Origin of the sequence: Amycolatopsis sp. NPDC051106, assembly GCF_040682775.1 — a bacterium.
GTDB lineage: Bacteria > Actinomycetota > Actinomycetes > Mycobacteriales > Pseudonocardiaceae > Amycolatopsis.
Genome location: NZ_JBFBBQ010000078.1, coordinates 1 through 26,286 on the forward strand (window position 1 = coordinate 1; position 26,286 = coordinate 26,286).

Here is a 26,286-nt window from a genome sequence, read left to right on the forward strand (position 1 = left end):
TCCCACGCACCGAACGCCACATTGGGTGCGCAGGACGCAACCAACGCCACATTGGGGCGCTCGGCGCAGGCTCGATGGCGGCCGGCTCACTCCACCCCCACCGGGTCGCAGTCGATGCCGTACGCCCGGGGCCGCACCACCGGCAGCCACCGCGGGTCCCGCCAAAACGGCGCCGCCGCCAGCCGGACCACGTCGACCTCCACTCCCGTTCGGATCGCGTCGCAGGACACCGGCACCCCCGTGCGGTGGTCCAGCACCGACAGCACGTCCGGGGTCGAAGCCACCGGTGACCCGTCGCGCAGCGCCAGCAGGTACTCGTTCTCCATCTCCAGCCGCAGGAGGGCGCCGTCGCGGTGGTCGGCCAGCGTGACGCTTCCGCGGCCGAACCCCGGGCTTCCGTGCTGCCCCGGGCCGAGGTGCCGCGCCACCTCCAGGACCCTCCCGCGAGCCAGCACCGACCCCGCCAACGCCGCTTCGAGCGCGTCTCGCGGCGGGCTCTCCCCCGCCGCCAGCACCCGGCGGCCCAGCTCCAAAGCGCCGCTCGTCGTCCCAGGGACCGAGCACCCGGCCAGCTCGCCGGCCGGGATCGGGGCCAGCGCGAACGCCGCCCAGCCGCCGGAGCCGGCCAGGAACGCCCGGGTGCCGCGTTCGATGACCACGTCGGATCCGGCCGCCAGTACCACCACCTGCCCGCCGGGCTCCGCCAGCGCCGCCGGGGCGACCCCGCGGCCGGTCGCCGCCACCGAGAACTGGTCCAGCCGGGGCAGCCCGCGGCCGGAGAGGTCGGCGTCGACGTACCCCAGCCCGAGCTGCTCGGCGACGACCAGCGGCAGCAGCCCGTTGAGGCCGCCGATTTCGATGGACATCAGCGCGTCGGCGCGTTCGCCGGTCCAGCGTTCGACGGCGGCCACCGCGGCCGCGAACTCGCCGCCGCCGGGCAGCTTCTCGGTGAACGCCGCCGTCGCGCCGACCACGCCGATCGGCACGACCCGCGCGTCCGGCGGCAACTGGCCGGCCGGACGCACGAAAAGCGACCGGCCGTCGGACAGCAACCGGCGCAGCAGCACGGCGGCGGTCACGGTGTCCCCGCCGCCGCCGGACCCGAGCAGGGCCACCCCGCGCTCGAGGGCGGCCACGTCACCAGCGGTGATGCGCATGACTGACCACAGTAGACGAGCTCAGCGCAGGGCGTACCCACCGTCGGGGTAGAGCGTCGACCCGGTCGTGTAGGTGCTGCCGAACAGGTACAGCACGGCGTCGGCCACTTCGGACTCCTTCCCGACGCGGTGCAGCAGCGTGTCCGCGCGGTACTGCGCGAAGCTCGCCTCCCGCACGTCCGCGGGCCGCCCGGCCCACAGGTTGCCGTCGATGGTCCCCGGCGCGACGACGTTCACCCGGACCGGGGCCAGCTCGACCGCGAGCCCGCGGCCGAGCCCTTCGACCGCCGCGTTGCAGGCGACGTACGCGGGTGCCGCACCCGGCGGCCGGACGCTCGCCGCCCCGGACATCAGCACGATGGACGCGTCGGGAGCCAACCGCGGCGCCGCGTGCTTGACGGCGTGGTACTGGCCCCAGAACTTCGTCACGAACGGGCTGGCGGCGTCGGAGTCGCTCAGCTCCCGCAGCGGCCCGACCGTGTACGACGCGCCGGGTGTGAAGAGGTGGTCGACACGGTCGAGAGCGCCGAAGAACGCGGCCAGCGAGTCCTGGTCGGTGCTGTCGACCACCTGCCAGGTGCCGCCCACCTCCTTCGCCGCCGTCGCCAGCTTCTCCGGCGTCCGCCCGCCGAGGTGGACCGAAGCACCCGCGGCGGCCGAGTGCCGGGCCACTTCCAGCCCGATGCCGGAACCGCCACCGATGATCACGACGTGCTTCCCGGCCAAGCTCATCCGATCTCCTCCACGGGGACGAAGTCGTGCGGCAGCCCGAAAGCGCCCGGCCCGAAGGTGTCCAGTGCCTCCGGCGTGCGCATCAGCGGCGGGGTCGAGATGCCGACGACGGTGACGCGCTGGCCGTACCGCAGCGTCTCGGTGGTGATCGGCTCGGCCGTCGCGGCCTCCAGCACGCAGATCAGGTCGGGCACCACGCACCGCACGGAACCGTCCACAGTGGCCAGCAGGTTCTCGTTCTGGAACAGGATCTCCAGCTTGTTCGAGCCGTCGAACGACACCGCCGCAGCGCGTCCGCGGGCGAAGCCTGCCTCCGTCCGGCGCTCCACATCGGACACCTTGCCGCGGAACAGCACGCGCAGGTGCTGGTACGGCGTCGAGCGCAACGCCGTGGCCAGCCGGTCGACCGGGTCCTCGTTGCGTTCACGCGCGAACCGGATCGTCCGGCCCACCGTCAAGGCCAGCGAAAGCGTTTGCGGCACGGCGGTCCGCTTGACGTCGGCGCCGCTCATCGCGTACTCGGCGATGTGCGCGACGCCGCCGAGCCGGATGGTGACGCCACGGGCCAGCCACTCCATCCGCTTGTTGTCCGCGCCGGTGTCGATCACCGTCGTCTCGCCGCGTTCACCGCCGATCGCCATCGGCGACCCCGTGACGCCGTAGACGCCGAACGTCTCCATCTGCAGCTCGGGGAAGGCCCGGCCCATCCCGTCGGCGTCGACGACGGGCAGCCCGAGCCGGGCACCGACGATCAGCGGGATCATCGAGTTGATGCCGCCGCACTCGATCGGCATCGTCGCGTCCGCGCGCCGGCCGAGGTGCTTCTCCAGCGTCCGCAGCGCCAGCACGGGTTCGGCGCCGTTGGGCAGCTTCTCGTGCACCACGGTCGGCGCGCCCATCTGCGCGGTCGGGATCACCAGCGCGTCGTCGTCCACTTCGGACGGGTCCAGGATCGTGATCGGCCCGTGCTCGCGGATCGCCTCGCGCACGAGCAGCCGCCCGACGTACGGGTCGCCGCCCCCGCCGGTGCCGAGCACGGCGGCGCCGCGGGCGAGGTCGGGCAGGTCGGCCTCGGTCAGGGTCCAGCTCACCCGGTCACCCCGATCGGGTCGATGTCGTAGCCGAAGTACCGCGGCCCGGCGAGCGCGATGCCCTCCGGCGTGTGCCAGCGCGGGTCGGCGGGTGCGGCGATGACCGTGACGCGCTGGCCGAAGCGCAGGCCTTCGGTCGTGACGGCTTCCCCGGTCTCCCGCTCCAGCGTGCAGATCAGGTCGGGGACTGACGCCTCGACGACGCCGTCGCGCTCGGCCACCAGGTGCTCGTTCTGGAACCGCAGCACCAGCTCGGCGCCGGTGTCACCGTCCATTCCGGACAGCCGGGCCTCGCCGCGGGCGAAGCCGGTGACCGTCCGCCGCGCGACGTCGACGACCTTGCCGGTGAACAGCCGGCGGCCACCCAAGCGGGAAACGACCCGCGCGACCGGATCGGCGTGCTCCTCACGCGCCGCCCGGACCAGCGCGCCCAGCTCGGCGCAGAGGCTGAGCGTGCCGGGCACCAGCGACTCCCGCGCCTGGGACCCGGACATCGCGTAGTTGCTGATCATGGCCGAACAGCCCATGTCGATGGTCGCCGAGCGGGCCAGCCGCTCGGCCCAGCGGTTGTCCACTGTGTCCAGTACCCCGCGGTTGCCCTTTTCGTCCGCGATGGACATCGGAGTCGCGCGGATGCCGTACAAAGTCGGCAAAACCATTTGCAGCTCGGGGAACGCGCGGCCCATGCCGTCGGCGTCGACCAGCGGCAACCCGAGCTGCGCGGCCGCGACGACCGGGATCAGCGAGTTGACCCCGCCGGCCTCGGCGCACGCGATGTGCGTCAGCTCCTTGCCGAGGTAGCCGGCGAGCGTGCGCGCGGCCAGCCCCACCTGCTCCGCCGACGGCAGTTTCTCGACCATCACCGTCGGCGCGCCCATCATCGCGACCGGCAGCACGACGGCGTCGTCCGGCACCTCCGCCAGGGGCACCAGCGGCACCGGCCCGTGCGAGCGGACCGCGGACAGCGCGAGCAGCCGCCCGATGTACGGGTCTCCCCCGCCCCCGGTGCCGAGGATCGCCGCGCCGCGCGCGATGTCGTGCAGGTCGTTCTCGGTGATCTCGCGCATCACGCCCCCAGCTGCAGGTCGCCGACGGCCTTGGCGCGGATGCGCGTGGCGTTGCCGGGCAGGTACGGGATGGGCACCTCGTCGAAGTCGACGATGCCGACCGACGCCGGCGACGCACCGGCGGCGACCGCGCGATCGATGGCCTCCTGCTTCGCCTCCTCGACGACGGCCTCGCGACGGCCGGGCTCGATCACGTAGACGCGGTCGACCTCACCGCCGATCTGGGCGATGGCCGCGCCGATCGCGTTGGCCACGGCGTAGTTCTCCGGCCGGTGCACCTCGCCGCACCCGGCCAGCTCGTCCGGCAGCAGCACCGAACCGCCGCCGACCGCCACCACCGGCAGCGGCTCCGCGGACGTCCGCATCCGTTCGACCACATCGGACACGTCGGCGGCGATCTTGTCCAGCGCCGCCCGGACCAGCCCGCGGTCGAGGTGGGCGACCAGTGAGGCGTCCCCGATGTCGGCTCGGCCCGCCGCGACCGCGATGTCGGTCGCGGTGAGCGTGTCCCCGCCGAAGACCAGCGCCTTCGACGTCAGTTCGTAGCCGACCGAATCCGGGCCCACCGTGACGTTCCCGCGCACCCGGCTGCCGCCGCCGATGCCGATCGAGAGGACGTCCGGCATCCGGAAGTTGGTGCGGATGCCCGCGACGCTGACGTCCGTGGTCGCCTCGCGCGGGAACCCTTGCCGCAGCACACCGACGTCCGAAGTCGTGCCGCCGACGTCGACCACCGCGCAGGTGTCCAAACCGGACAGCACGGCCGCGCCGCGCATCGAGTTCGTCGGCCCGGACGCGAAGGTGGCCACCGGGTACCGGCGGGCGAAGTCGACGTCCATCAGCGTGCCGTCGTTCTGGCTCAGGTACAGCGGCGCGGTGATGCCCGCGCCGGTGACCGACGCGGACAGCCCGTCGACGATGTGCGCGGCCAGCTCGCGCAGCGCCGCGTTGATCACCGTCGCGTTTTCCCGCTCCAGCAAGCCGATCCGGCCGATCTCGTGGGACAGCGAGATCGCGACGTCCGGCAGCTGCGCGCCGATGATCTCGGCCGCGCGGGCCTCGAACTCGGCGTTGACCGGGGAGAAGACCGAGGTGATCGCGACGCTGCGCACCCCGGCTTCCCCCATGTCGTCGGCGGCCTTGCGCAGCTCGCTCTCGTCGAGCTCCGCGATGTGGCGGCCGTCGAACTCGTGTCCACCGTGGACCAGGTAGCTGCGCCCCGACACCGCGTCGACGAGCCGCTGCGGCCAGTCGACCATCGGCGGCAGCGACGCCCCGGCCGGCAGGCTCAGCCGCACGGCCGCGGTCGGCGCGAGCCGGTGGGCCTCGACGAGGGCGTTGATGAAGTGCGTGGTGCCGATCATCACCGCCCGCACCGCCGCCGGGTCGAACGCGCGTTGCCGCTGCAGGCCGTCGATCGCGGCGACGATGCCCGAGGTGACGTCCGCGGTGGTGCTGGTTTTGACCGAGGCGAGCACCTGACGGCCGTCGAGCAGGACAGCGTCGGTGTTGGTGCCGCCGACGTCGATGCCGATGCGCACGAAGATTCTCCTTGGAGGACTCAGACGACGGGAGCGGGCTGGGCGTCGGCGGTCCGGCTGCTGCCGATCCCCCGCACCAGGCCGAGCTTCCCGGCGACGACGTACAGGACGAAGGCCACGACGAGCGAGTTGATGCTCGGCAGGCCCCACTCGACGAACTCGCCGAAGAGCGCGGCGGCGACCCAGACGACGAGCGTCGCGGGCACCCACACCGGGGCGTCTTCGGGCACCGTGCCGCGGGCGCGGGCGGATTCCAGGTCACCGCGCCACTTCTTCACGACGAAGTACTCCGCGACCATGATCCCGGCGATCGGCGGGAACGCGACGCCCAGCACGGTGAGGAAGTCGGTGAACTTCGCCAGGATCCCGGCCGCGGCGAGCACGCTGCCGGCCAGGCCGAGCACCGCCGTGACGAGCCCGCGGTGGGCCTTGCGGCCGGACACCGTGCCGATGAAGTTCACGACGCCGAGGCCCGAGGAGTACAGGTTCCAGTCGTTGATCTTGATCGTGCCGGCGATGACGATCAGCAGCCCGACCCAGCCGACCGACGACGTCACGATGGTGGTGATGCCGGCGCTGCCGACGGCGTGCGCGAGCAGGACGCCGGACAGGCCGATGACGTACTCGCCGAGCGTGATCCCGACGAGCGTCTGCTTGACGACGTCCGAAGTGGACCGGTTGAAGCGGGTCATGTCGGGCGTGATCACGGCGCCGACGATGAAGCCGCCGGCGACCAGCGTGGTGCCCTGCAGCAGGCTCAGCGACGGGCCGGGCGGGGCCGACGAGACGAGCGCACCGAGGTCGTGGCGGGTCAGCTCGGAGATGATCGACCAGCCGACCAGGATCAGGAACGCCGGCACGGTCAGGTACGCCGTCCAGGCCATGGAGTGGAAGCCCCGCACCACGATCGCGGTGACGAGCAGGCCGAACAGCAGCGCCCAGCCCCACTCCGGCAGGCCGCCGATGAGCGCGACGAGACCTTGGGCGGAGACCGCGGACTGGATGCCGAACCAGCCGATGAGGCTGATCCCGATGGCGAGCCCGATGAGCGCCGAGCCACCGCGGCCGAAGCCGGTCCAGCGGGCGATCATGGACGTGGACAGACCTTCGCGGACGCCGATGACGCCGACGAGGATCGTGATGAGCTCCAGGATGACCGAGCCGAGCGTGAAGGCCAGGACCGCGTTCCAGAAGCTCATCCCGAAGCCGACGGTGGCTCCGAGCAGGAACTGGGACAGCGCGGACACCTGGCCGAACCGCTGGACGGCGACCGACCACCACGAGTACCGGGCGTGGTCCGACACTCTGGTGAGGGCATAGTCATCGACACCGACTGTTGAGGCCACGCCGACCTCCTTATCCGGGAAGGGAAACAGTTCCCCGCACCGTAGGCAGCGGTCCCGGCGGCGTCACCGTGCGATGTGCACAGTCCCTGCCTGACGACTGTGCATTCAGCCCAGGGGGTCCAGCCCGGTCAGCGTGGCACTTTCCGCCCACAGGCGCCCGGCGGCGGCGTCGTCGGTCAGGTTCGCCCAGCGCTCTTCGAGGCGGGGACGGCCGCGCAGGCCGAACACGCGCGGGCCCCACAGCTGCCCGCCGGTGACGTCCGGGCCGAGCACCGCGCGGACGGCGGGCCGCGCGCCGGCGTCCTTGCCCTGCAGCAGCAGGCTCGCGGGCCGGCCGCGCAGCCACTGGCCGCCGGTGCGGACGTGCACCGGCGGGCGTGACGGCGTCAGCGAGTCGAGCGCGCCGCCGGGGTGGGCCACCACGCTCAGCCGCTTCGAACCCGCTGCGCGCAGCCGCCGGTCGAGTTCGAAGGCGAAGAGCATCTGCGCCAGCTTGGACCGTTCGTAGGCGCGCTTCGGCTGGTAGTCGCGCTCGCTCTGGAGGTCGGCGAAGTCGAGGCTCGCGGACTTCGCCGCGAAGCTGCCGGTGGTGACGATGCGCGCGTCCGGCGCCAGCCGCGGCATCAGGCGGGCGATCAGCGCGAAGTGGCCGAGGTGGTTGGTGCCGAACATCAGCTCGTGGCCGCTGGGAGTTTCGCGCCGCGGCGGGTGGTCCAGCATCACCCCGGCGTTGCAGACGACGGCGTCGAGCTCGCCGGGGTCGACCGCTTCGAGCGAGGCCAGGTCGGCGAGGTCGAGCGGGACGTGCTCGAGTTTCGCGCCGGCGACCTGCGAGCGGATCGCCGCGGCCGCCGTCTCGGCCTTCGCCGGGTCGCGGCTGCCGATCACCACCTCCGCGCCCGCGGAGGCCAGCTGCTCGGCGGTGAAGTAGCCGATCCCGGCGTTGCCCCCGGTCACCAGCACCCGCATCGGCGTCCCCTCCCCGTGCCAAGCTGTCCGCCATGGACAACGCTACCGGCTACCGGCGGTCGGCCGGCTCGGCCCGCGGCGAGGCCCGGCGCCGGGAGCTGCTGGCGAAGATCACCGACGACGTCGCCGAGAACGGTCTCGTCGACTTCTCGCTGCGCCGTGCGGCGCGGTCGGCCGGGACGACGCACAAGGTGCTGCTCTACCACTTCGACGGCGTCGAAGACCTGCTGCGGCAGGTGGTCTTCGCGTTGCGGGAACGACGGATCGGCAACGCGCTGACCGCGGTCGCCGCCTCGTCGTCGACACTGGCCGGCCGCGTCCGCGCCGCCTGGGAGAGCCTCCGCGACGAGGAGTCGGAGCTGCGGCGCGTCCTCGACCAGGCGATGGGCCTGGCGATGTACGACCCGGGCCGGTACGCCGCGCTCGGCCGTGGCGCGTCTCAGCAGTACCTGCCGACGCTGGTGTCGTTCTGCCCGCCCGGCTGGCCGGAGCAGCGGAAGTTCGAGGTCGCTTCGATGCTCCTCGCGACCCTGCGCGGATTCCTCGTCGACCTGCTGACCAGCGACGACGGCTCCGGCGCCGAGGCCGGGTTCGCGGCGTTGCTGCGCGCGGTCGAACGGGAGGAAGCGGCTCCCTGATCCTCGACAGTTTGCGAACCACGTGGTTCACTTCTGCTCGGGGGACTTCACTGGGAGGCCGGGATGCAGGTCGAGCTGTCCGCGGGAACCGTCGAGTACACCGACACGGGCGGGCCGGGCCCGGTCGTCGTCTTCGTCCACGGCCTGCTGATGGACGGCTCTCTGTGGGACGGCCCGGTCGCCGCCCTGGACGACCACCGCTGCGTGGTCCCGACCCTGCCACTGGGCGCGCACCGGGTGCCGATGCGTGCCGGCGCCGACCTTTCGCTGCCCGGCATCGCCGCTCTGCTGGCGGAATTCCTCGAGCGTCTCGACCTGCGGGACGTCACGCTCGCCGGCGTCGACACCGGGGGCGCGCTGGTGCAGCTGCTGATGGTCGCGGGCGAGCCCCGGATCGGCCGGGTGGTGCTGGCCTCGTGCGACGCGTTCGACAATTTCCCGCCCGGGCTCACCGGCAAGACGCTGTTCCTGACGGGGAAGCTGTCGCCGGGCCTGTTCGGGCTGTTCATGCAGCAGATGCGACTGCGTGCGGTCCGCCGGCTGCCGATCGCGTTCGGCTGGCTGACGAAGCGGGGTGACGCGGCGTCCGCCCGCTGGATCCGGCCGGTGCTCTCGCAAGCGGGTATCCGCCGCGACACGGTTCGCGTCCTGCGCGCGGCGGCCGCGTCGCCGGGGATCCTGCTGGACGTGGCCGAGCGGCTCCCGGCCTTCGACCGGCCGGCGCTGGTGGTGTGGGCGCGCGAAGACCGCGTGATGCCCCCGGAGCACGGTGAACGGCTGACGGCGTTGCTGCCGAAGGGAAAGCTCGTCGAGGTGGACGACAGCTACACGCTGGTTCCGCTGGATCAGCCGGCGGAGTTCGCGAGGCTGTTCCGGGAGTTCACAGCCGGCTGAGGCCGTGCAGGATGCGCTCCATCAGTTCGAGGCTCGGCCGGTTCCCCGATCCCTTCCGGGCGGTGTTGTGCACGGCGACGATCCCCCGGTCCGCCAGGTCGGACAGCAGCACCCGCGCCACCCCCAGCGGGATCCGCCGCCGCGCCGCGACCTCGGCGACCGACTGCGACGTCCGGAGCAGCGCGCAGATCTCCGTCTCCTCCTGCGTGCTCCCCCGCACGACGGCCCGCCCGCGCTGGGTGATCGACACGAGCGTCTCGATCGGCAGGTCCCGGGTCGGGCGTGTTCGGCCATGGGTGCGGAAGTACGGGCGGACCATCCCCGCCCCGCCTTCTTCGAGCACGGACCCCCAGTGCACAGCCAGCTCCTCACGGCGATTAATCCTTGTCGGCGATTATTTGACCTAAAGATCGAGTAGGCCGCAATCGACCGAACAGAGCAACGCCGGAAGATCAGCAGGTCAGCGCACCGACGGCGGGGCGGTACTGCCGCGAAGGACTAGTCGTGTCCCGAGAATCGACGGCGATGTCGCGATTTTTCCGCCGGACAACCTCGCCAGGAGCAGTCCGCCCGCCCAAGCGCCGAGCTCGGCCACGGGCTGCGCGACCGTGCTCAGCTCGAGCAGGTCGGCGAGGTCGTGATCGTCGAACCCGAGCACCGAGACATCCTCCGGCACCCGCAGCCCGGCCCGGCGCAGCGTCCGCAGCGCCCCGAACGCCATTTCGTCCGACGCGGCGAACACCGCGGTCGGCCGGCGGGGCAGGCCGAGGAGGGTACCCATCGCCTCTTCCCCGCCCGCGACGGTGAAGCCGCCGCCGGTCTCGAAGGCCGGCTCCGGCTCGCGGCCGTCCTCGCGGCACACCGCGTGGTAGACCTCGCGATAGGCGGCCAGGCGCCGCAGCGGCGTCGTGAACCCGAGCGGAATCGGCGGGCGCTCGCCGATGAACGCGATCTCGCGGTGGCCCAGCTGGACGAGGTGGCGCATCGCGGTCACCGCCGCCCCGTGGTCGTCGATCCCGACGGAGTCCCCGCCGGGTTCCTCGGTGCCGATCGTGACGAGCGGGACGTCGAGCGACCGCAGCAGCTCGCGTTCGGTCTCCTTCAGCGGCAGGGAAAGCACCAGCACGGCGTCGACCCGGCGGCGCAGCGGGAGGCCGGCGAAGAACCGCGCGCGGCCCGGCTCGTCGCCGAGGTTGTAGAGCAGCAGGCTGATCCCGGCGTCGCGCAGGACCCGCTCGACGCCGGAGATGAGGCGCGCGAAGTACCAGCGGTCGACGAAGGGCACGATCACGCCGACCGTCCCGGTCCGACCCGTGGCCAGGCTCGACGCGGCGGGCGAGATGGCGTACCCGAGCTCCGCGGCGGCCGCGAGCACCCGCGTCCGCGTGCTTTCCGCGACGCCGGGCACCCCGCGCAGGGCCCGTGACACGGTGGCCGCCGAGACGCCCGCCAGCCGCGCCACGTCGTCGAGCTTCTCCGGCATCCCCGACGCCCCTTCGTTGCAAGCGCTTGCAGCCATCCGAGGTCCTGCCATTGACAGTGCCCTTGATCAAGGCTAATCATCGATGCAAGCGCCTGCAATCCGCCGCTTGTCCGGCAAGGAGGCCGTCATGCGCCAGCTCCTCCCCTTCACCGGCGCGGCCCTGCTGGCCGCCACCGCGCTCAGCGCGTGTTCCTCCGCCGGCGGGCTGACGATCAACCTGTACATCTCGCCCGAGGACCACCTCCAGACCGTGGTCGACCGGTGCACGCAGGAAGCCGCGGGCCGCTACAAGATCGTCTACAACAAGCTGCCGCGCGGCGCGGACGGCCAGCGCGAGCAGATGGTCCGCCGGCTCGCCGCCGGCGACACCTCGCTGGACGTGCTCGGCCTCGACGTCACGTGGGTCCCGGAGTTCGCCGAAGCGGGCTGGGCGCAGGAGTGGACCGGCGCGAGCGCGGCGGCGGCCACGCAGGACGTGCTGCCCGGGCCGCTCGCGACCGCCAAGTGGAACGGAAAGCTCTACGGCGCGACGAAGAACACCAACGTCCAGCTGCTCTGGTACGACGACCGGATCACGCCGTCGCCGCCGAAGACGTTCGACGAGCTCATGACGCAGGCGCGGCAGCTGAAGGCCGCCGGGAAGCCGTACCAGGTGGTGTTCACCGGCGCGCAGTACGAAGGGCTGGTCGTCTTCTACAACACGCTGGTCGCCTCCGCGGGCGGCCACATCCTCTCCGACGACGGCAAGTCCGTGGTGATGGACGACGGCGCGGTGCGCGCGCTTTCGCTGTTGAAGACGCTCACCACGGCGGGGATCACCGACCCGTCGCTGACGAACCAGAAGGAGGACGACATCCGCCAGGCGTTCCAGCGCGGCCAGGCGGCGACCGAGCTCAACTGGCCGTTCGTGTATGCCTCCTACGCCAAGGAGAAGCCGCAGGACCTGGCCCACTTCAAGTGGACGCGCTACCCGTCGGTGGTCGCCGGTCAGCCCAGCCGCGTCACGATCGGCGGGTTCAACCTGGCGGTTTCCACGTATTCCCAGCACAAGCCGGAGGCGTTCGAAGCGGCGCTGTGCCTGCGCAACGCGACTTCGCAGAAGTACCAGGCCCTGGTCGACGGCATCCCGCCGAGCATCGCCTCGATTTACCGCGACAACGCGCCGTTGGACCCCGCGAAACCGGCGGACCCTCAGTCGAACCCCACGATGGCCGACCAGTACCCGATGAAGGGCGACATCCAGGCGGCCCTGACGAACGCGGCGGTCCGCCCGCTCACCCCGGCCTACCAGAACCTGTCGACGGTGATCTCGAAGGTCCTGTCACCCCCGGCGGAGATCGACGTCGAAGCAACGGCAAGCGAACTGCGCGAGCGGTTGACGGACGCGCTGAACTCGCGGGGCATCATCCCGTAGGAATTCCCGCCGGGGCGGGGACGGCGCTCGGCCCCGTCCCCCACGCACCACTTCCTGTTCATGAACTATTCAGTGGGCCTGGGGACGTTCTCGGGCGCACCACCTCTGAACTGCTCTTTTGCGTCTATTGGGTCCGATCGCGTCCGGGCCTGTCTGGACATCTGACGGCCTGTAGACGGCCTGACTTCTCGCTGCCCGTGTGCTTGTCTGGCCTGGTGGCAGCCCTCCCCCGTCTTCCTCATCCCCCTGCCGTTAGCGCCGGAGGGCCGGTGTCAAGGGTGGACGCTTGCGTCCATCGCGCAGCAACGCCGTGGGCGTCCTTGATACCGGTCGGCCGGTGTTAACGATCACCAACGAGGGATCGGTTCACCCGATCGTGGCGCTGAACGTCGTAACACTGATCGACTCGGCGGCGTCTCTGGGCGTATGCGCACGGATGGATCGACCATCTCCCGGCGGCGCGCGTACGCAGCCGACCCTCCGCGGGCCGCCCAGTGGCCGAAGCGGAACGGCAGGCCTTCCGTGTCACATGAGGGCGGGCCCGCCGCACGGGTGGTGACGTGCGCGCCCGTCGCAGGCAGCGCACCTATATCCCATAGAGCCAAATTCGACAACGCTACATATACAGAGAACACCGACGAACTGGAAGATCATTGCGAGCATATTTTTCGGGAAACTATCCACTAACCCACTCTGAACACCAGCGACTGTGGGAGTCAGCGACGGTTGTATTCGATGCGAACGCACTCCTAAACCTCTATCGATATTCCCCGGACCTGCGACAAGAATTCATAAGCATCCTAAATTCCGTTGCAGACCGACTCTGGACACCCTATCAGGTCGCTTCAGAGTTTCACGAGAACAGGGTCGACGTCATCAGGACTCAGAATAATCTAATAGCGGAGATACTCAGAACACTGGACAAGTCCTTTAGTTCATTCAATGGCAAGCTGAGAGAACACAAGAAGAACGCCTTTCTTGACATGACCAAGATCGAATTAAAGGTCGGAAACTTTATCGAGAAACTCAAAGCGGAAATCCAGAAAGAGTACTCTTCAAAGTTCGAAGCCCACGGTTTATCGCCTCAAAATGACAGCCTACTTCAATCCATCGGGATGCTATATCAAGACAAGGTGGGGGATCCATTCACAGAGGACAAACTCAAGGAAATATTCCAGGAGGGCGAAATAAGATATGCAAGCCAGGTTCCCCCCGGATTTCTTGATGCACCAAAAGGCGACGACCGCAAGTACGGCGATCTCATCTTATGGAAGGAGATGCTCCGCTACGCCGCAGCAACGAAGGTTGACATCTTGTTTGTAACCGATGACGCAAAGGAGGACTGGTGGTGGAAGTCTCAAGGAGAGACGATTGGCCCTCTTCCAGAATTGAGACATGAATTCACCCGAGAAACCGGTCAGATATTCTACTCATACAGTCCGGTTGCATTCATTGAGAAGATCGGGAAAAGTATCGATGCGAACATCGCCACAAGTCTTCTGGACGAGGTTGCCAATACAAGTCGCATGACCTCGGAAAATCGCTCACCGAAGTACGTCACCTCCGGCACAAAGGAGATTGACGGCATCGCCCGTGGGCGAGCCATCTCGAAGCGATACCTTCAGATAAGAGATCTTGAACGAAGCTTGGACGAGTACCGTTCCAGGCTCGCTCAAATTGACGGCAAATTGTCGGCCACGCATAGAAACTACGATCAAATCGAAGCCGACTTCAATAGTACTCTCTTGAACCTAGGTCGACTTGACCGCGAGATGGAAACACTGGAGCCGCATACTACTGAAGCTTACGATGCCATCGAATATCGCGAATCACTTACCTACAAACTAGACAAGCTTAGGACCGACAAGAAAACGCTTCAATCGATAATCGACGATCTTATCCAAGCAAGGGGGGCATACTTCAACGGTATGAGCAAGATCCAAAATGAGCTATCTTCAGAAGAGTTCAAGCATCTAACTTCAGAAAAGCCCAAGGGGCGAAAAACGGAGGATATCAACATGACATCGAGCAATAGCACCGAGCAGAACATTCCATTTTAGCCCTGGTGCAAGAAAACCCGAAATCGACGTCATATTCACACTCTTCCCGTGAAGGAACCAAGGCACTCGCCTTACGCACCGACCGCCTAGGTGGCCGTTAACGGCCTTCGCGAGCGCGGGCCTCGACTACGTCGAACGCCGGGACGGCATCCACGCCATGAGGCACTTCTTCGCCTCGACGATGCTCGCCAACGGCGTCTCGATCAAGGAAGTCGCCGAGTACCTGGGCCACCACGACCCGGGCTACACACTCCGGATCTACACCCACCTCGTCCCGTCGAGCCACAAGCGGGCTCGGGCCGCCACCAACCGGGTGTTCAAGCCCCGCCGGCCGCAGCAGACGGCCCAGGATTCCGTGACGGCCTGACGACGGCCTGGCGGGGCAAAAAGCAACAAAACAGCAGGTCAGAGGCGTATCGGTTTCTTGTTCATGAATTCTTCGATGCCCAGCGGCCCCAGCTCCCGCCCGATGCCCGACCGCTTGATGCCACCGAAAGGCAAATCCGCCTCGGACCCGCCCGACTTGTTCAGGTAGACCATCCCCGCCTCGATCCGCCGGGCCACCCGCACCGCCCGTTCGCGGTCCGTGCCGAACACGCTCGCACCCAGGCCGAACGGCGTGTCGTTGGCCAGCGCGATCGCCTCCTCCTCCGTCTCCGCGCGGAACACCAGCACCACCGGGCCGAAGATCTCCTCGTGGTAGGCCGCCATCTTCGGCGTCACGTCGGTGAGCACCGTCGCCTCCAGGTACGCGCCCGGGCCGGGGACGCGGCGGCCGCCCGCGCGCAGTGTCGCGCCCTCGTGGATCGCCTTCTCGACCTGGGCCGCCACCTCGTCGGCCGCCGCGATCGAGGCCAGGGGCGGCAGCGTCGTCGCCGGGTCGGCCGGGTCGCCCGGTACGTAGTACTCCGCGACGCGCTTGGCCAGCCGGTCGACGAACTCGTCGTAGAGCTCGCCCAGCACGATCATCCGCTTGGGCGCGTTGCACGACTGGCCGCAGTTGCGCATGCGGGCGGTCGCGGTGACCTTGACCGTCTCGTCCAGGTCGTCGGTGTCCAGCACGATCAGCGGGTCGGACCCGCCCAGCTCCAGGACGCACTTCTTGAGGTTCCGCCCGGCCTCGGCCGCAACGGAGATCCCGGCCTGTTCGCTGCCGGTCAGCGAGACGCCGACCAGGCGCGGGTCGGCGAGCATCCACGGGACCTGGCGGCTCGACGCGAACACGTTCACGTACGCGTCCGCGGGCACGCCGGCGTCCCGCAGCACGCTCTCGATCGCCGCCGCCGAACGCGGGCAGATCGACGCGTGCTTGAGCAGGATCGTGTTGCCCAGCACCAGGTTCGGCGCGACGAAGCGGGCGACCTGGTAGGCCGGGAAGTTCCACGGCATGACGCCGAGCAGCGCCCCGATCGGCTCCTTCGTCAGCACGGCTTCGCCGCCGCGGATCGGGAGGGGCTCGTCGGCCAGCAGATCCGGGCCGCGTTCGCCGTAGTACCGGAAGATGTCGGCGACGACGCCGACCTCGCCGCGGCCCTCGTTGATCCGCTTGCCCATTTCGAGGGTCATGACCGCGGCCAGCTCGCCGGCGCGTTCGGCGAACAGCTCCGCCGCGCGCAGCACGATCGCGGCCCGCTCGCCGACCGGCCGGGCGCGCCAGGCCGCGAACCCGCCGTGGACGCGGCCGATCGCGGCGCGGACCTCCTCGTCGGTCGCGTTCGGGATCTCCTCCACGAGTTCACCGGTGGCGGGGTTGGTGACGGAATACATGGCGGTCTCCTCTGCCCACGGTCGCCTACTGCATACTGTATACAGCATGGGACGGACAACCGACACCCGCGCGGCGGTACCACGCACGGCGTGATCGACTATCGTTTTCGCATGACGCTGGAGATCACCGGCGGAACCCCTTTCTCCGCCCTGGCAACGAATAGCTGGACCCGGCGCTACGCAGGTGGCGCGGTCACGTTCGGTTGCCCCGGGCGCATGTACGAACGCGCACCCCGGGTCTGGGGCGGCCGCGGTCTCGGCCTGCCCGAAGACGAGCTGCCGGCCTTCGCCGGCCAGCTCAAGCGCGTCATGAAGCACGAAACGTACTGGCTGGCGCGAGCGGAGTGCCCGGACCGCCGGGCGGGCGACGCCACGCGCTGGTCCCCAGGCCGCTACGACGACGAAGACGGCTTCGTCTACTTCGCCGGACCGTGCACCCACGGCGACCCGTGGCCGGGGTACCGGCCGGCGCGGAGCTTCACGATCGCCTTGCCCCAGGTCCGCGGCCTGCGCATCCGCGTCGCCGCCTACCTGGCCGCCGGCTGACCCTAGCGCCCATCAACCGGAGTGGCGCCCTGCCAAACGTCTTGAATGAGTCATTCAAGACCTCCGAAGACCTGAATAACTCATTCAAGACGTTCGAATCCGGCCGCGGCGGTCGGGCAGACGACATGAAAGGGTCGTTCATGTCGTCCCACGAGGTGAAAGACTCGTTCATGACATCGCCGCGCCGTGCCGCCCGAGCCGGAGCCCTCGCCGCAACCTTCAGCGGCATACCGTCGACCGCCCACGCACTCTTCACCGGCCGCGACCTGCTCGCCGCGACCCGCGCCGCCGGGACACTCCTCCCCGGCCGGCGCGACCGGCCCGGCGTCGCCGCCGGGCTGGTCGCGCACGTCGTCGTCTCGGCCGCCTGGACCGGGGTCCTCGCCGCGATCGCCCGCCGCCACCGTCTCGGACTGCTCCGGGGCGCGGCGGCCGGGCTCGTGATCGCGGCGCTGGACCTGGGCGTAGCCGGCCGGGCCTACCCGGCCGTGCGGGCGCTTCCCCGCGCCCCGCAGGTCCTGGACCACCTGGTCTTCGGCGCCGTCACCGGCGCCCTCCTCGACCGTCCACACAGGACGGATCAGGGCACCACCTGGACGACGTCACCGGGGTGCAGCGAGTTGTAGAACGTCACCGCTGCCGCGTGCGAAAGGTGCACGCACCCGTGCGACTTCACCTTCAGGCTGCCCTGGTGGAACGCCACGCCGGTGTTCGTGAAGAACACCGAGTACGGCATCGGCCCGTTGTACTGCTTGCTGTAGTGGTCGATGTCCTTGTACTGCACGTGGAACGTCCCGACCGGAGTCGGGTACTTCGCCAGCCCGACGGTGATCGGGACGCCGCCGTAGGTGACGTTCCCGGCGCCGTCCGTCAGCCACGCCGTATTCGAACTGCGCTGGACACAGGCCTTCGCGGCGGCGTCGCACGGCGTCGATGCCGCTTCGGCCGTCCCCGCGAACGCCAGGGTCCCCGCCATCGCGGCGACCCCGCCCAGTAGTGCGGTCATCCTCCGGTTCATCGTGTGCCTCCCGTTGTCGTTCGGCTACAGAAAGGAGGATGCCCCGTTTTCCGATCAACGAACCGGGGATCACTCCCGCGGTTGCGACAGCCGGAGGAATTCGTTCTGCTCGCGGTCGTAGCGCTGGGTCAGGCCGTTGCCGTAGCGGTCCCACCAGTTCGCCGTGTGGCCGCCCTGGCGGGTGGTCGTGTCCCCGTAGATCTGGCGGTCGTACTCGATGCGCGCGTCGTGGAACTCCTGCTGGAACTGCTCGGGCGTGAGGCCCTGCGCGTGCTGGACCGCCGCGTCGCTGATCGTGTTCGAGCTGCGGACGATGTCGTCGCCCGCCATGTGGTTGAGGATCGCGCGCACCCCGCCGGCGCCGCGCATGTGCGCGCCGGACATGACCGCGGCCTGCGTGCCGGGATCGGTGAAGTTGAGCGCGCCCGCGGTGCGCGCGTTGGCTGTCATCAGGTCGGCGACGACGGCGCGCTCTTCCGCGCTGCCGATGCCGTACTGCTCGCGCGCCGCGATGATCCGGTCGTAGCCGTTGTGCATGTTCTGCCGGAAGCCGTACGCCTCCGGTACGCCGCCCTGCTCCCCCGTCGCGCCTTCGGAGCGCATGATCGAGTCGACGACCCGCGGGTCGAGCTGCTGCGGCGCCGCCGCGGCCGCCGCTCCCCCGCCACCGCCCTGGGCGGCGTCTTGGCCACCGCCGTAGGCCTGCGCGACGTCGGAATCGGCCGCGTTGTACCCGTTCGCGGCCGTCTGGACGTTCTGGTTGACGTTCGTGATCAGGCTCAGGAACTTCTGCAGCGCGCTCCCCAGCGAAGAGTGCAACGCCGAGTTCGCAGCGGCGACCCCGCTGCCGATGCCGGCGAACGACAACGCGTCCAGCACCAGGCCCTCCAGGTCGCGGGTGGTCGACAGGAAGGACGACCCGACTTCTTCGACCGCCTTGGCGACCGTCCCCATTTCGGTGGTTTCGGCGCGGTAGGCCCCGGCACTCATGCTCTGCTCCCTCCGGACACCGGCTGTGCGCGTCGAGAATTCCCCACCGGACGATCCCGGCACACGGCCGAATTACCCACTGACCGAACCTCGCCTGTCGTTCATCTTCAGTTCACGCGGGGTTCTCCTGGCGCGGTATCAGACCTCCATGACTCCCCAGACGCTCGACACGATCGCGTCCGAACAGCTCGACCTCCAGCTGCACATCGTCGAGGACCGGCTGCGCCAGGACTACGCGGACCTGGACCGCACGGCCGCCCACACCCTCGTCGAACGGGAACGGACCCGGTTCGCCTCCGCGCGGATCCACGCGTTCGTCCCGATCCTCGTCGAACGGGCCGTCCGCGAGTCCCTCGAGGAACCGCCGGGCCGCCACCGGCGCTAAAGTCGGGAGATGGACAAGCCCCAGGACGACCCGGACGTCGTGGACGGTGAGATCGTCGACGAGACGCCGACCGCCGCACTGGCGATCCCTTCGCCGCCGCTGCCGGACCCGGACTACAGCGAGGGCGGGGTGCCCAGCTTCGACTTCGTCCGAGACAAGATCGAGAACCGCTACACGACGTCGGTGGGCGCCACCGAGCTGGCGGGGCTGGGCACCGAGAACACCGCCGAAACCCTGGACAAGCAGATCGCCGACCGCGACCAAGCCGCCAAGGACCGGCTGGCCGAGATCCGCCGCTCGATGCGCGGCGAGTGACTCAGCCGAAGATCGCGACCGGATCGCCGGTGTACCAAGCGTTTTCGATCCGCACCCGGCGCATGGCCCAGCGGTCGCCGTCGCGGACCAGCGTGACGTCGTAGCGGTTCTTCAGCAGCGCGTGCCGGCCGTGGTCGTCGCTCAGCAGGTGCTGGGCCTCGACCAAGGCCGTCAGCCGCGCGGTGTCGCCGTCCACCGTGACGCGCGGGTTGGTCACCTGGTGCGTCGTGTCGACGCGGCCCTCGAACAACGCGAGGATCGTGTCGACGATCGCGTCCCGGCCCGTCATCAGCGGCGGCTCCGCACCCCAGCGCGCGGCCGCCGGCCGGAAGTCCAGCTCCGCGTCGGCGGCGAACGACGACGCGAACAGCTCCCGGTCCTTGAGGTCCTGGCCGAGGCCGAAGCGGTACAGCGCGTCGATGATTTCGGCGCGGTCGCGCGGATCCGTGGTCATGTCCCCAGCCTCGCCACGCCCGCGAAGCCGATCAACGCGCTTCTGTGCCACGATCGTGAAGCAGGAGTTGACGATGGAGGGGCGGGATGGCCGAGACCCGCGAGGTCGAGTCGTTCCTCGCGCTGGCCGAGGAGCTGCACTTCGGCCGCACCGCGGAACGGCTGCGTGTGTCGACCGCCCAGGTCAGCCAGACGATCCGGAAGCTCGAACGGCGGATCGGCGCGCCCCTGTTCACCCGGACCAGCCGCCGCGTCGAGCTGACGCCGCTGGGGCGGCAGCTCCTCGCCGAGCTCGGGCCGGCGTGGTCGGCGGTCGGCGCGGCCCTGGACCGGGCGGCCGAGGCCGGCCGCGGGGTCACCGGCACGCTGCGCGTCGCGTTCGGCGACGCCGCGGGCGGGCAGCTGCTGGCCGGGGTGGCCGAGCTGTTCCGGCGGCGGGCGCCCGGCTGCGCGGTCGAGTTCCGCGAGGTGCGCCCGGCCGAGATCCTGCCGTGGCTGCGGGAGGGCGAGGTGGACGTCGTGCTCGCCGGGCTCCCGCTCGACGACCCCGGCCTGGTCACCGGGCCGGTCCTGGTGCGGGAGGCGCGCTTCCTCGCCGTGGCGGCGGGCCATCCGTTCGCGCGGCGCGACGCCGTCCCGGTCACGGACCTCGCGCGGGTCACGGTGCTGCGCTGCGCGCTGCCGGACCCGTGGCTGGACGACCACGCTCCCGGAGCGACGTCGCGGCCGCGCGCCGGGCTGCAGGAACTGCTCACGCTGGCCGGCGCCGGCGAAGGCGTGCTGCCGGTCGGCGCCCACATCCGGCGCTACTACCCGCGGCCCGACGTCGCGTACGTCCTGCTCGACGGCGCGCCCCGGCTCGAGTGGGCCCTCTTCTGGCGCGACGGGTCCGCGACGGCCCGCGTGCGCGCCTTCGCCGAAGCGGCGGCCGACCTGGTCCGCGAACCGGCCTGACGACCGTCCCCGACGGGACAGCACACGTATCCGGCGGGACGACACGGCGGAAGCCCCGTGCCCGGCCGTGTCGTCCGCCCGAGTACGCGTCTCGTCCGGCCGGGGCGGGAGCTGGTCAGCCCGGCAGCCAGCGCATCTCCACCGGCTGGCACGCGGCGATCGCCGTCAGCCGGTTCGGGAACACCCGTACCCGGCCGGCGAGTCCGGTCAGCCGCACGACCCGGTCGGCCACGGTCCCGGGCCTGACGATCAGGCAGCCGGCTATCCCGCGGTCCCGGCAGCTTTCCACCGCCGCGAGCAGTCCCCGGGCTCCCTGCGCCGACAAGAACTCCAGCGTCGTGAGGTCGAGCACCAGCAGGCGCGGTCCCGGCAGCTCGCAGATCGCGGCTTCGATCAGCGTCGTCCACCGCAGCACGGTGGCGATGTCCAGCTCACCGCGGAGCTCGACGACCAGCGCACCGCTGATCCGCTCCGCGACGGCTTCTTCCCGCTCGCGCATCGCGCGCCTCCCCGGAGCCGGATCGGGGCCGGCTCCCGGCCATCGTCCCACTCCCGCGCGGTCGCGGCCGTCCCGATGGCGGACGGCCCAACCGGCGCGGCCGTCCGGCTCAACGTCCACTGTGGAGACTCAGCCGCACCAGCCACTCCCGCAGCACCGTCACCTCGGCCGCCGTCAGCTCGCCCGGCACCGTCTCCGGCAACCGGGCGGCGAGGGTCGTCGCCGTCACCGCGAGGTCGCCGGGCTCCGGCGACGCGTCGGCCAGCACACCGGACAGCACGCTTTCCCGCACACGGACGGAAAACCCGGGGTCCGGGTAGAGCTCCGGCCGGGTGATCATCGACAGCGCGACGCCGGCGTTGGCCGCCATGACCATCTGCGCGGCGAGCGGCGGCGGCACCTTCAGCCGTCCGGCGGCCGCGCACCGCTCCAGGACCGCGAGCAGCAGGCCGTGCGCCTCGGCGGCCGCGCCGGGCGGCGTCGACAGGCCCGAGTACATCAGGCGGTAGTGGTTGGGGTTGCCGACCGCGAAGGCGACGTGGTTGTCCCAGCCGTCACGCAGGTCGCGCACCGGGTCGTCCGACGGCTCGGCGGCCCGCTTGCCGGCGAGGTACTTCTCGAACCCGAGGTCGACGACGGCGGCGAGCAGGCCCTCCTTGTCGCCGAACTGCCGGTACAGCGCCGGCGCGCCGACTCCGGCGGCCTCACAGACCGCCCGTGTGGAGAAGTCGGCCTCGGCGGAGTGCGCCAGCAGGTCGGCCGCCGCCTCCAGAATCCGCGTTCTCACGTCCACGACAGGGACGCTACCAGCGGATATCATCGATATCAAGCAGGAGGTAGCGTCGGTTCGCGGACTGTGTTAGCGTCGATTACACATTAACGACAACGCCGATACCGAAGGACTCGCCATGCCGTTCGCCAACTTCAAGGTCCCCGCCGGCACCCTCACCCCGGAGCAGAAGGAGCAGCTCGTCACCCGCACCACCGACCTGTACGCCGAGATCTACGGCGACCGCGCCCGCGCGAACACGATGGTGCTGGTCGAGGAGGTCGCCGACGGCGGCTGGGGCATCGGCGGCGACGTGCTCACCCTCGCGAAGCTGCAGGCCGGGTGACGTCAGGCTTCCGTAACCCTCGCGTGGAATCATCGGTACGCCGCCGAAGTTGCACAAGGGGCAGCACCACACGAGGAGAAGGAGTGACGCCGTGAGCACGTCAACCGAAAGGGCCGTCCTGGCCGGCGGCTGCTTCTGGGGAATGCAGGAGCTGTTCCGCCGTCAGCCTGGGGTGATCTCGACCCGGGTCGGTTACAGCGGCGGCGACGTCCCGAACGCCACCTACCGCAACCACGGCACGCACGCCGAGGCCATCGAGGTGGTCTACGACCCCGCGCGGACGACGTTCCGCGACCTGCTCGAGTTCTTCTTCCAGGTGCACGACCCGACGACGAAGAACCGCCAGGGCAACGACATCGGCCTGAGCTACCGTTCGGCGATCTTCTTCGAAAACGACGAGCAGAAGCGCGTCGCCGAAGACACGATCGCCGACGTCGAGGCGTCGGGGCTGTGGCCCGGCAAGGTCGTCACCGAAGTCAGCCCGGTGGGCGACTTCTGGGAGGCCGAGCCGGAGCACCAGGACTACCTGCAGCGCATTCCGAACGGGTACACCTGCCACTTCGTGCGCCCGGGCTGGAAGCTTCCCAAGCGCGAGAAGACCGCCTGACACAGTCGTACCAAGAAGGCCCCTTCGCCCACGGCGAAGGGGCCTTCGCCGTTCGGACGCGGGAAAGATCACCCGAACGGCGGTGAGCCGCTTTCCGTCCTGAGTGGACGGTCAGCCGATCGAATCCCAATAGCGGGAAATGTCCTTTTTGGGAGTTATTGCGTCCGGTAGATAAGACCGTACGTTAGTCGCTTGTTCACGAGGCTCCGGCACCGGATTCTGATTTCCGTTCCACAGCACCACCTCTCGTCCCCATGACCCGGCCCGGCCTCGACCCCGGGCCTGGTTCACCCTGCCCGGAGGGAATTCCTCGATGGATCTGAGACGTCCTGTCGTCTTGGCAGCAACCGGCGTACTCGTCGGCGCGCTGTGCATCACCGGCACCGCCCAGGCACAACCCACCCCGAACGCCGCACCGGACGCCGCCCCGACCGCCCTGGCCCAGGCCACCACCGCGGCCGCCGGTCTCGTGGCGAGCAGGCCCGCCGCGCTGCACGCCAGCGCGGACGACGTCTTCCTGGCCCAGAAAGCGATTTCCGCCACCAACGGGCTGCAGTACATCCCGTACGAGCGCAGCTACAAGGGCCTGCCGGTCGTCGGCGGCGACTTCGTGGTCGCGACGAACTCGACGGGCCAGGTGCTCGGCACCTCCGTCGCACAGGACCAGACCATCAACCTCGCCACCACCGGCGCGAAGATGACGAAGGCCGCGGCCGAGGCGACCGCCCGGCAGCAGCTGTCCGCCGTGGACAGCGTGAGCCCCGCCCAGCAGGTCGTCTACGCGCTCGGCTCGCCCACGCTGGCGTGGAAGAGCACCGTCGTCGGCCGCGACGCCGAGGGCCCGAGCCGGCTCGACGTCATCGTCGACGCCGCCACCGGCAAGGTGCTCAAGACCCAAGAGCACGTCATGAACGGCGACGGCACCAGCGCGTACAACCGCCCGAACCCGGTGCACCTCGACACCACGCAGTCCGGCAGCACGTACTCGCTGAAGGACCCGAACCACCCCACCGAGTCCTGCCAGGACGCGGCCAACAACACGACGTTCAGCGGTCCCGACGACGCGTGGGGCAACGGCAACGCGACCAGCCGCGAGACCGGCTGCGTCGACGCGCTCTTCGCCCTCCAGACCGAGAACAAGATGCTCTCGCAGTGGCTGGGCCGCAACAGCTTCGACGGCAACGGCGGCGGCTGGCCGGTCCGCGTCGGCCTGAATGACCAGAACGCCTACTACGACGGCACCCAGGTCCAGATCGGCAAGAACACCAACGGCCAGTGGATCAGCTCGATCGACGTCGTGGCGCACGAGCACGGCCACGGCATCGACGACCACACCCCGGGCGGCATCTCCGGCGCCGGCACCCAGGAGTTCGTCGCGGACGTCTTCGGCGCCTCCACCGAGTGGTTCGCGAACGAGCCCTCGGGCGGCGACGTGCCGGACTTCCTCGTCGGCGAGACGGTCAACCTGGTCGGCTCCGGCCCGATCCGCAACATGTACAACCCGTCGGCGCTGGGCGACAAGAACTGCTACGACAGCTCGGTCCCCAACGGTGAGGTGCACGCGGCCGCCGGCCCGGGCAACCACTGGTTCTACCTGCTGGCCGAAGGCACCAACCCGACCAACGGGCAGCCGACCAGCACGACCTGCAACAGCTCCACGGTCACCGGCATCGGTGTCCAGAACGCGGTGAAGATCTTCTACAACGCGATGCTGCTCAAGACCTCCAGCAGCTCGTACCTGAAGTACCGCACCTGGACGCTGACCGCGGCGAAGAACCTGTTCCCGGGCAGCTGCACCGAGTTCAACACCGTCAAGGCGGCGTGGGACGCGATCAGCGTGCCGGCGCAGTCGGCCGACCCGACCTGCTCGGCGACCGGCACCGTCACCGTGTCCAACCCGGGCAACCAGTCGACCGTCACCGGCACCGCGGTGAACCTGCCGCTGTCGGCCTCGGGCGGCACCGCGCCGTACACCTGGACCGCGACCGGCCTCCCGGCCGGCCTGTCGATCAACGCCTCCACCGGCACGATCTCGGGCACCGCGACCACCGCGGGCACCTCGAACGTCACGGTGACGGCGAAGGACGCGGCCGCCAAGACCGGCACGGCGTCGTTCAGCTGGACCGTCGGCACCACCACCGGCTGCTCCGGCCAGAAGGTCGTCAACGGCGGTTACGAGTCGGGCAGCGGCAGCTGGACCGGGACCACCGGCGCCATCGGCCAGTGGGGCTCGCAGGGTCAGGCCGCGCACGGCGGCACCTACAGCGCCTGGCTCGACGGCTACGGCTCCACCCACACGGAGTCCGTCGCGCAGTCGGTGAGCATCCCGGCCGGCTGCCACGCCAGCCTGACGTTCTACCTGCACATCGACACCGCGGAAACGACCACCACGACCGCCTACGACAAGCTGACCGTCACCAACGGCAGCGCGACGCTGGGCAGCTACTCCAACCTGAACAAGGCCTCCGGGTACGCCCTCAAGACGATCGACGTCTCGTCGGCCGCCGGCGGCACCCTGGCGCTGAAGTTCACCGGCACCGAGGACAGCTCGCTGCAGACCTCGTTCGTCATCGACGACGTGGCTGTCACCCTGAGCTGAAGCTGAACCGCTGAAGCGGGGAGACCGGGCTTCCGGTCTCCCCGCTTCTCCGTTTCCGGAGCAGAATCGCCCCATGGACACCGAAGAGCTGCGCGCGACCCAGGCCCCGCTGAAGGACAAGTACCGCGAGCAGCCGGAGAGCGCACTCGTCACGCTGCACGCCGACGCGGAGCTCGACGGCCTCGGGATCTCCTGCAAGGTCGAGACCGGCCGCGCGGTCGTCGAGGCCGGCTTGCACCCGGCCACCGGCGGCGACGGCAGCCTCGCCTGCTCGGGCGACATGCTGCTGGAGGCGCTCGCCGCGTGCGCCGGGGTGACGCTGCGGGCCGTGGCGACCTCACTGGGCCTCGAGGTGCGCGGTGGCCGCGTGCGCGCCGAAGGGGACCTCGACTTCCGCGGCACCCTCGCCGTCGCCAAGGACGCCCCGGTGGGCTTCCGCGCGATCCGGCTGTCGTTCGCGCTGGACACCGACGCCTCCGAAGAACAGCTCGCCACGCTGAAGAAGCTGACCGAGCGCTACTGCGTCGTCTTCCAGACGCTGCGGACGCCGCCGGAGTTCGCCGTCACGCTGTCCGCGAACTGACCGGGCTCAGGGAGAAACCCGGAGGACAAAGCGGACGCAGTTGCCCTAGCTTGGCGGGGTCAC

29 protein-coding genes are annotated in these 26,286 nt (G+C 69.9%); 14 read left to right on the forward strand and 15 right to left on the reverse strand.

All coding sequences use genetic code 11. The annotated features are described in order from the left end of the window. Positions 1 to 86: 86 nt before the first annotated feature. From AB0M83_RS37815 to AB0M83_RS37845, 7 genes are all read right to left on the reverse strand, one after another. Positions 87 to 1,157 (reverse strand): DUF917 domain-containing protein, encoded by a 1,071-nt coding sequence (locus AB0M83_RS37815; RefSeq protein WP_364524792.1) that lies wholly within the window; start codon positions 1,155 to 1,157, stop codon positions 87 to 89. 21 nt (positions 1,158 to 1,178) lie between these two features. Beyond that, positions 1,179 to 1,889: an SDR family oxidoreductase gene (locus AB0M83_RS37820; protein WP_364524794.1), complete on the reverse strand. Its 711-nt coding sequence runs from the start codon at positions 1,887 to 1,889 to the stop codon at positions 1,179 to 1,181. Then, positions 1,886 to 2,980 carry a DUF917 domain-containing protein gene (locus tag AB0M83_RS37825; protein ID WP_364524796.1) on the reverse strand — a complete coding sequence of 365 codons (1,095 nt, stop codon included), beginning with the start codon at positions 2,978 to 2,980 and terminating at the stop codon, positions 1,886 to 1,888. The genes AB0M83_RS37820 and AB0M83_RS37825 overlap by 4 nt, the downstream gene beginning before the upstream one ends. Further along, on the reverse strand, positions 2,977 to 4,047 hold the full coding sequence (locus AB0M83_RS37830) for a DUF917 domain-containing protein (RefSeq protein WP_364524799.1): 1,071 nt from the start codon (positions 4,045 to 4,047) through the stop codon (positions 2,977 to 2,979). The genes AB0M83_RS37825 and AB0M83_RS37830 overlap by 4 nt, the downstream gene beginning before the upstream one ends. Then, a complete protein-coding gene (locus AB0M83_RS37835) occupies positions 4,047 to 5,588 on the reverse strand; it encodes a hydantoinase/oxoprolinase family protein (RefSeq protein WP_364524801.1) in 1,542 nt (513 codons plus the stop codon). The genes AB0M83_RS37830 and AB0M83_RS37835 overlap by 1 nt, the downstream gene beginning before the upstream one ends. Positions 5,589 to 5,608: 20 nt before the next feature. Beyond that, on the reverse strand, positions 5,609 to 6,934 hold the full coding sequence (locus tag AB0M83_RS37840) for a cytosine permease (protein ID WP_364524803.1): 1,326 nt from the start codon (positions 6,932 to 6,934) through the stop codon (positions 5,609 to 5,611). 105 nt (positions 6,935 to 7,039) lie between these two features. Beyond that, on the reverse strand, positions 7,040 to 7,903 hold the full coding sequence (locus AB0M83_RS37845; RefSeq protein ID WP_364524805.1) for an SDR family NAD(P)-dependent oxidoreductase: 864 nt from the start codon (positions 7,901 to 7,903) through the stop codon (positions 7,040 to 7,042). A gap of 32 nt (positions 7,904 to 7,935) precedes the next feature. Between AB0M83_RS37845 and AB0M83_RS37850 the strand changes: the two genes are divergently transcribed. Then, entirely contained in the window at positions 7,936 to 8,541 is a 606-nt protein-coding gene (locus AB0M83_RS37850) for a TetR/AcrR family transcriptional regulator (RefSeq protein ID WP_364524807.1), read from the forward strand. A 63-nt stretch (positions 8,542 to 8,604) separates the two neighbouring features. Then, a complete protein-coding gene (locus AB0M83_RS37855; RefSeq protein WP_364524809.1) occupies positions 8,605 to 9,435 on the forward strand; it encodes an alpha/beta hydrolase in 831 nt (276 codons plus the stop codon). Here AB0M83_RS37855 and AB0M83_RS37860 read toward each other — a convergent pair. Together AB0M83_RS37860 and AB0M83_RS37865 are read right to left on the reverse strand one after the other, a co-directional pair. Further along, positions 9,422 to 9,793 (reverse strand): DUF742 domain-containing protein, encoded by a 372-nt coding sequence (locus tag AB0M83_RS37860; protein WP_364524812.1) that lies wholly within the window; start codon positions 9,791 to 9,793, stop codon positions 9,422 to 9,424. The genes AB0M83_RS37855 and AB0M83_RS37860 overlap by 14 nt on opposite strands. A 102-nt stretch (positions 9,794 to 9,895) precedes the next feature. Next, on the reverse strand, positions 9,896 to 10,954 hold the full coding sequence (locus AB0M83_RS37865) for a LacI family DNA-binding transcriptional regulator (RefSeq protein WP_364524814.1): 1,059 nt from the start codon (positions 10,952 to 10,954) through the stop codon (positions 9,896 to 9,898). Positions 10,955 to 11,045: 91 nt separating this feature from the next. Between AB0M83_RS37865 and AB0M83_RS37870 the strand changes: the two genes are divergently transcribed. The 3 genes from AB0M83_RS37870 to AB0M83_RS37880 all read left to right on the forward strand — a co-directional run bounded on the left by AB0M83_RS37870 (position 11,046) and on the right by AB0M83_RS37880 (position 14,759). Continuing rightward, on the forward strand, positions 11,046 to 12,332 hold the full coding sequence (locus AB0M83_RS37870; RefSeq protein WP_364524816.1) for an ABC transporter substrate-binding protein: 1,287 nt from the start codon (positions 11,046 to 11,048) through the stop codon (positions 12,330 to 12,332). Between the two features lie 653 nt (positions 12,333 to 12,985). Further along, complete coding sequence (locus AB0M83_RS37875) at positions 12,986 to 14,392, forward strand: PIN domain-containing protein (protein WP_364524818.1); 1,407 nt, start codon at positions 12,986 to 12,988, stop codon at positions 14,390 to 14,392. A 148-nt stretch (positions 14,393 to 14,540) separates the two neighbouring features. Beyond that, positions 14,541 to 14,759, forward strand: coding sequence for a tyrosine-type recombinase/integrase (locus AB0M83_RS37880; RefSeq protein ID WP_364524880.1), 219 nt, complete (start codon positions 14,541 to 14,543; stop codon positions 14,757 to 14,759). 38 nt (positions 14,760 to 14,797) lie between these two features. On the opposite strand, the gene AB0M83_RS37885 is transcribed toward AB0M83_RS37880, so the two are convergent. After that, positions 14,798 to 16,159 (reverse strand): NAD-dependent succinate-semialdehyde dehydrogenase, encoded by a 1,362-nt coding sequence (locus tag AB0M83_RS37885; RefSeq protein ID WP_364524820.1) that lies wholly within the window; start codon positions 16,157 to 16,159, stop codon positions 14,798 to 14,800. A gap of 111 nt (positions 16,160 to 16,270) precedes the next feature. Here AB0M83_RS37885 and AB0M83_RS37890 point away from each other — a divergent pair, with 111 nt between their 5' ends. Both AB0M83_RS37890 and AB0M83_RS37895 read left to right on the forward strand, forming a co-directional pair. Next, the gene (locus tag AB0M83_RS37890) at positions 16,271 to 16,705 is read left to right on the forward strand and encodes a hypothetical protein (RefSeq protein WP_364524822.1); all 435 of its coding nucleotides are present in this window, start codon (positions 16,271 to 16,273) and stop codon (positions 16,703 to 16,705) included. A gap of 170 nt (positions 16,706 to 16,875) precedes the next feature. Next, positions 16,876 to 17,331, forward strand: a complete 456-nt coding sequence (locus AB0M83_RS37895) for a hypothetical protein (protein WP_364524824.1) — start codon at positions 16,876 to 16,878, stop codon at positions 17,329 to 17,331. Here the strand turns inward: AB0M83_RS37895 and AB0M83_RS37900 are convergent. Beyond that, the gene (locus AB0M83_RS37900; protein WP_364524826.1) at positions 17,286 to 17,723 is read right to left on the reverse strand and encodes a L,D-transpeptidase; all 438 of its coding nucleotides are present in this window, start codon (positions 17,721 to 17,723) and stop codon (positions 17,286 to 17,288) included. The two genes, AB0M83_RS37895 and AB0M83_RS37900, sit on opposite strands and share 46 nt — an antisense overlap. 69 nt (positions 17,724 to 17,792) lie before the next feature. Then, a complete protein-coding gene (locus AB0M83_RS37905) occupies positions 17,793 to 18,713 on the reverse strand; it encodes a hypothetical protein (protein ID WP_364524828.1) in 921 nt (306 codons plus the stop codon). Between the two features lie 148 nt (positions 18,714 to 18,861). On the opposite strand from AB0M83_RS37905, the gene AB0M83_RS37910 reads away from it, so the two are divergent. Both AB0M83_RS37910 and AB0M83_RS37915 read left to right on the forward strand, forming a co-directional pair. Continuing rightward, positions 18,862 to 19,098 carry a three-helix bundle dimerization domain-containing protein gene (locus AB0M83_RS37910; RefSeq protein WP_364524830.1) on the forward strand — a complete coding sequence of 79 codons (237 nt, stop codon included), beginning with the start codon at positions 18,862 to 18,864 and terminating at the stop codon, positions 19,096 to 19,098. A gap of 9 nt (positions 19,099 to 19,107) precedes the next feature. Then, on the forward strand, positions 19,108 to 19,413 hold the full coding sequence (locus tag AB0M83_RS37915; RefSeq protein WP_364524832.1) for a hypothetical protein: 306 nt from the start codon (positions 19,108 to 19,110) through the stop codon (positions 19,411 to 19,413). Position 19,414: 1 nt separating this feature from the next. Here the strand turns inward: AB0M83_RS37915 and AB0M83_RS37920 are convergent, their stop codons facing one another. Continuing rightward, positions 19,415 to 19,867 (reverse strand): nuclear transport factor 2 family protein, encoded by a 453-nt coding sequence (locus AB0M83_RS37920; protein ID WP_364524834.1) that lies wholly within the window; start codon positions 19,865 to 19,867, stop codon positions 19,415 to 19,417. Positions 19,868 to 19,953: 86 nt separating this feature from the next. Here AB0M83_RS37920 and AB0M83_RS37925 point away from each other — a divergent pair, with 86 nt between their 5' ends. After that, complete coding sequence (locus AB0M83_RS37925; RefSeq protein WP_364524836.1) at positions 19,954 to 20,820, forward strand: LysR family transcriptional regulator; 867 nt, start codon at positions 19,954 to 19,956, stop codon at positions 20,818 to 20,820. A gap of 115 nt (positions 20,821 to 20,935) precedes the next feature. Here the strand turns inward: AB0M83_RS37925 and AB0M83_RS37930 are convergent, their stop codons facing one another. Together AB0M83_RS37930 and AB0M83_RS37935 are read right to left on the reverse strand one after the other, a co-directional pair. Next, a complete protein-coding gene (locus AB0M83_RS37930; RefSeq protein ID WP_364524838.1) occupies positions 20,936 to 21,319 on the reverse strand; it encodes an STAS domain-containing protein in 384 nt (127 codons plus the stop codon). 109 nt (positions 21,320 to 21,428) lie between these two features. After that, positions 21,429 to 22,112, reverse strand: coding sequence for a TetR/AcrR family transcriptional regulator (locus tag AB0M83_RS37935; RefSeq protein ID WP_364524840.1), 684 nt, complete (start codon positions 22,110 to 22,112; stop codon positions 21,429 to 21,431). Between the two features lie 115 nt (positions 22,113 to 22,227). Between AB0M83_RS37935 and AB0M83_RS37940 the strand changes: the two genes are divergently transcribed. The 4 genes from AB0M83_RS37940 to AB0M83_RS37955 all read left to right on the forward strand — a co-directional run bounded on the left by AB0M83_RS37940 (position 22,228) and on the right by AB0M83_RS37955 (position 26,223). After that, positions 22,228 to 22,434 (forward strand): 4-oxalocrotonate tautomerase family protein, encoded by a 207-nt coding sequence (locus tag AB0M83_RS37940; protein WP_284742587.1) that lies wholly within the window; start codon positions 22,228 to 22,230, stop codon positions 22,432 to 22,434. A 91-nt stretch (positions 22,435 to 22,525) separates the two neighbouring features. Next, a complete protein-coding gene (gene msrA / locus AB0M83_RS37945) occupies positions 22,526 to 23,041 on the forward strand; it encodes a peptide-methionine (S)-S-oxide reductase MsrA (protein ID WP_364524842.1) in 516 nt (171 codons plus the stop codon). A gap of 313 nt (positions 23,042 to 23,354) precedes the next feature. Next, positions 23,355 to 25,640, forward strand: a complete 2,286-nt coding sequence (locus AB0M83_RS37950) for a M4 family metallopeptidase (protein WP_364524844.1) — start codon at positions 23,355 to 23,357, stop codon at positions 25,638 to 25,640. Between the two features lie 73 nt (positions 25,641 to 25,713). Further along, positions 25,714 to 26,223: an OsmC family protein gene (locus AB0M83_RS37955; protein WP_364524846.1), complete on the forward strand. Its 510-nt coding sequence runs from the start codon at positions 25,714 to 25,716 to the stop codon at positions 26,221 to 26,223. Positions 26,224 to 26,286 lie beyond the last annotated feature (63 nt).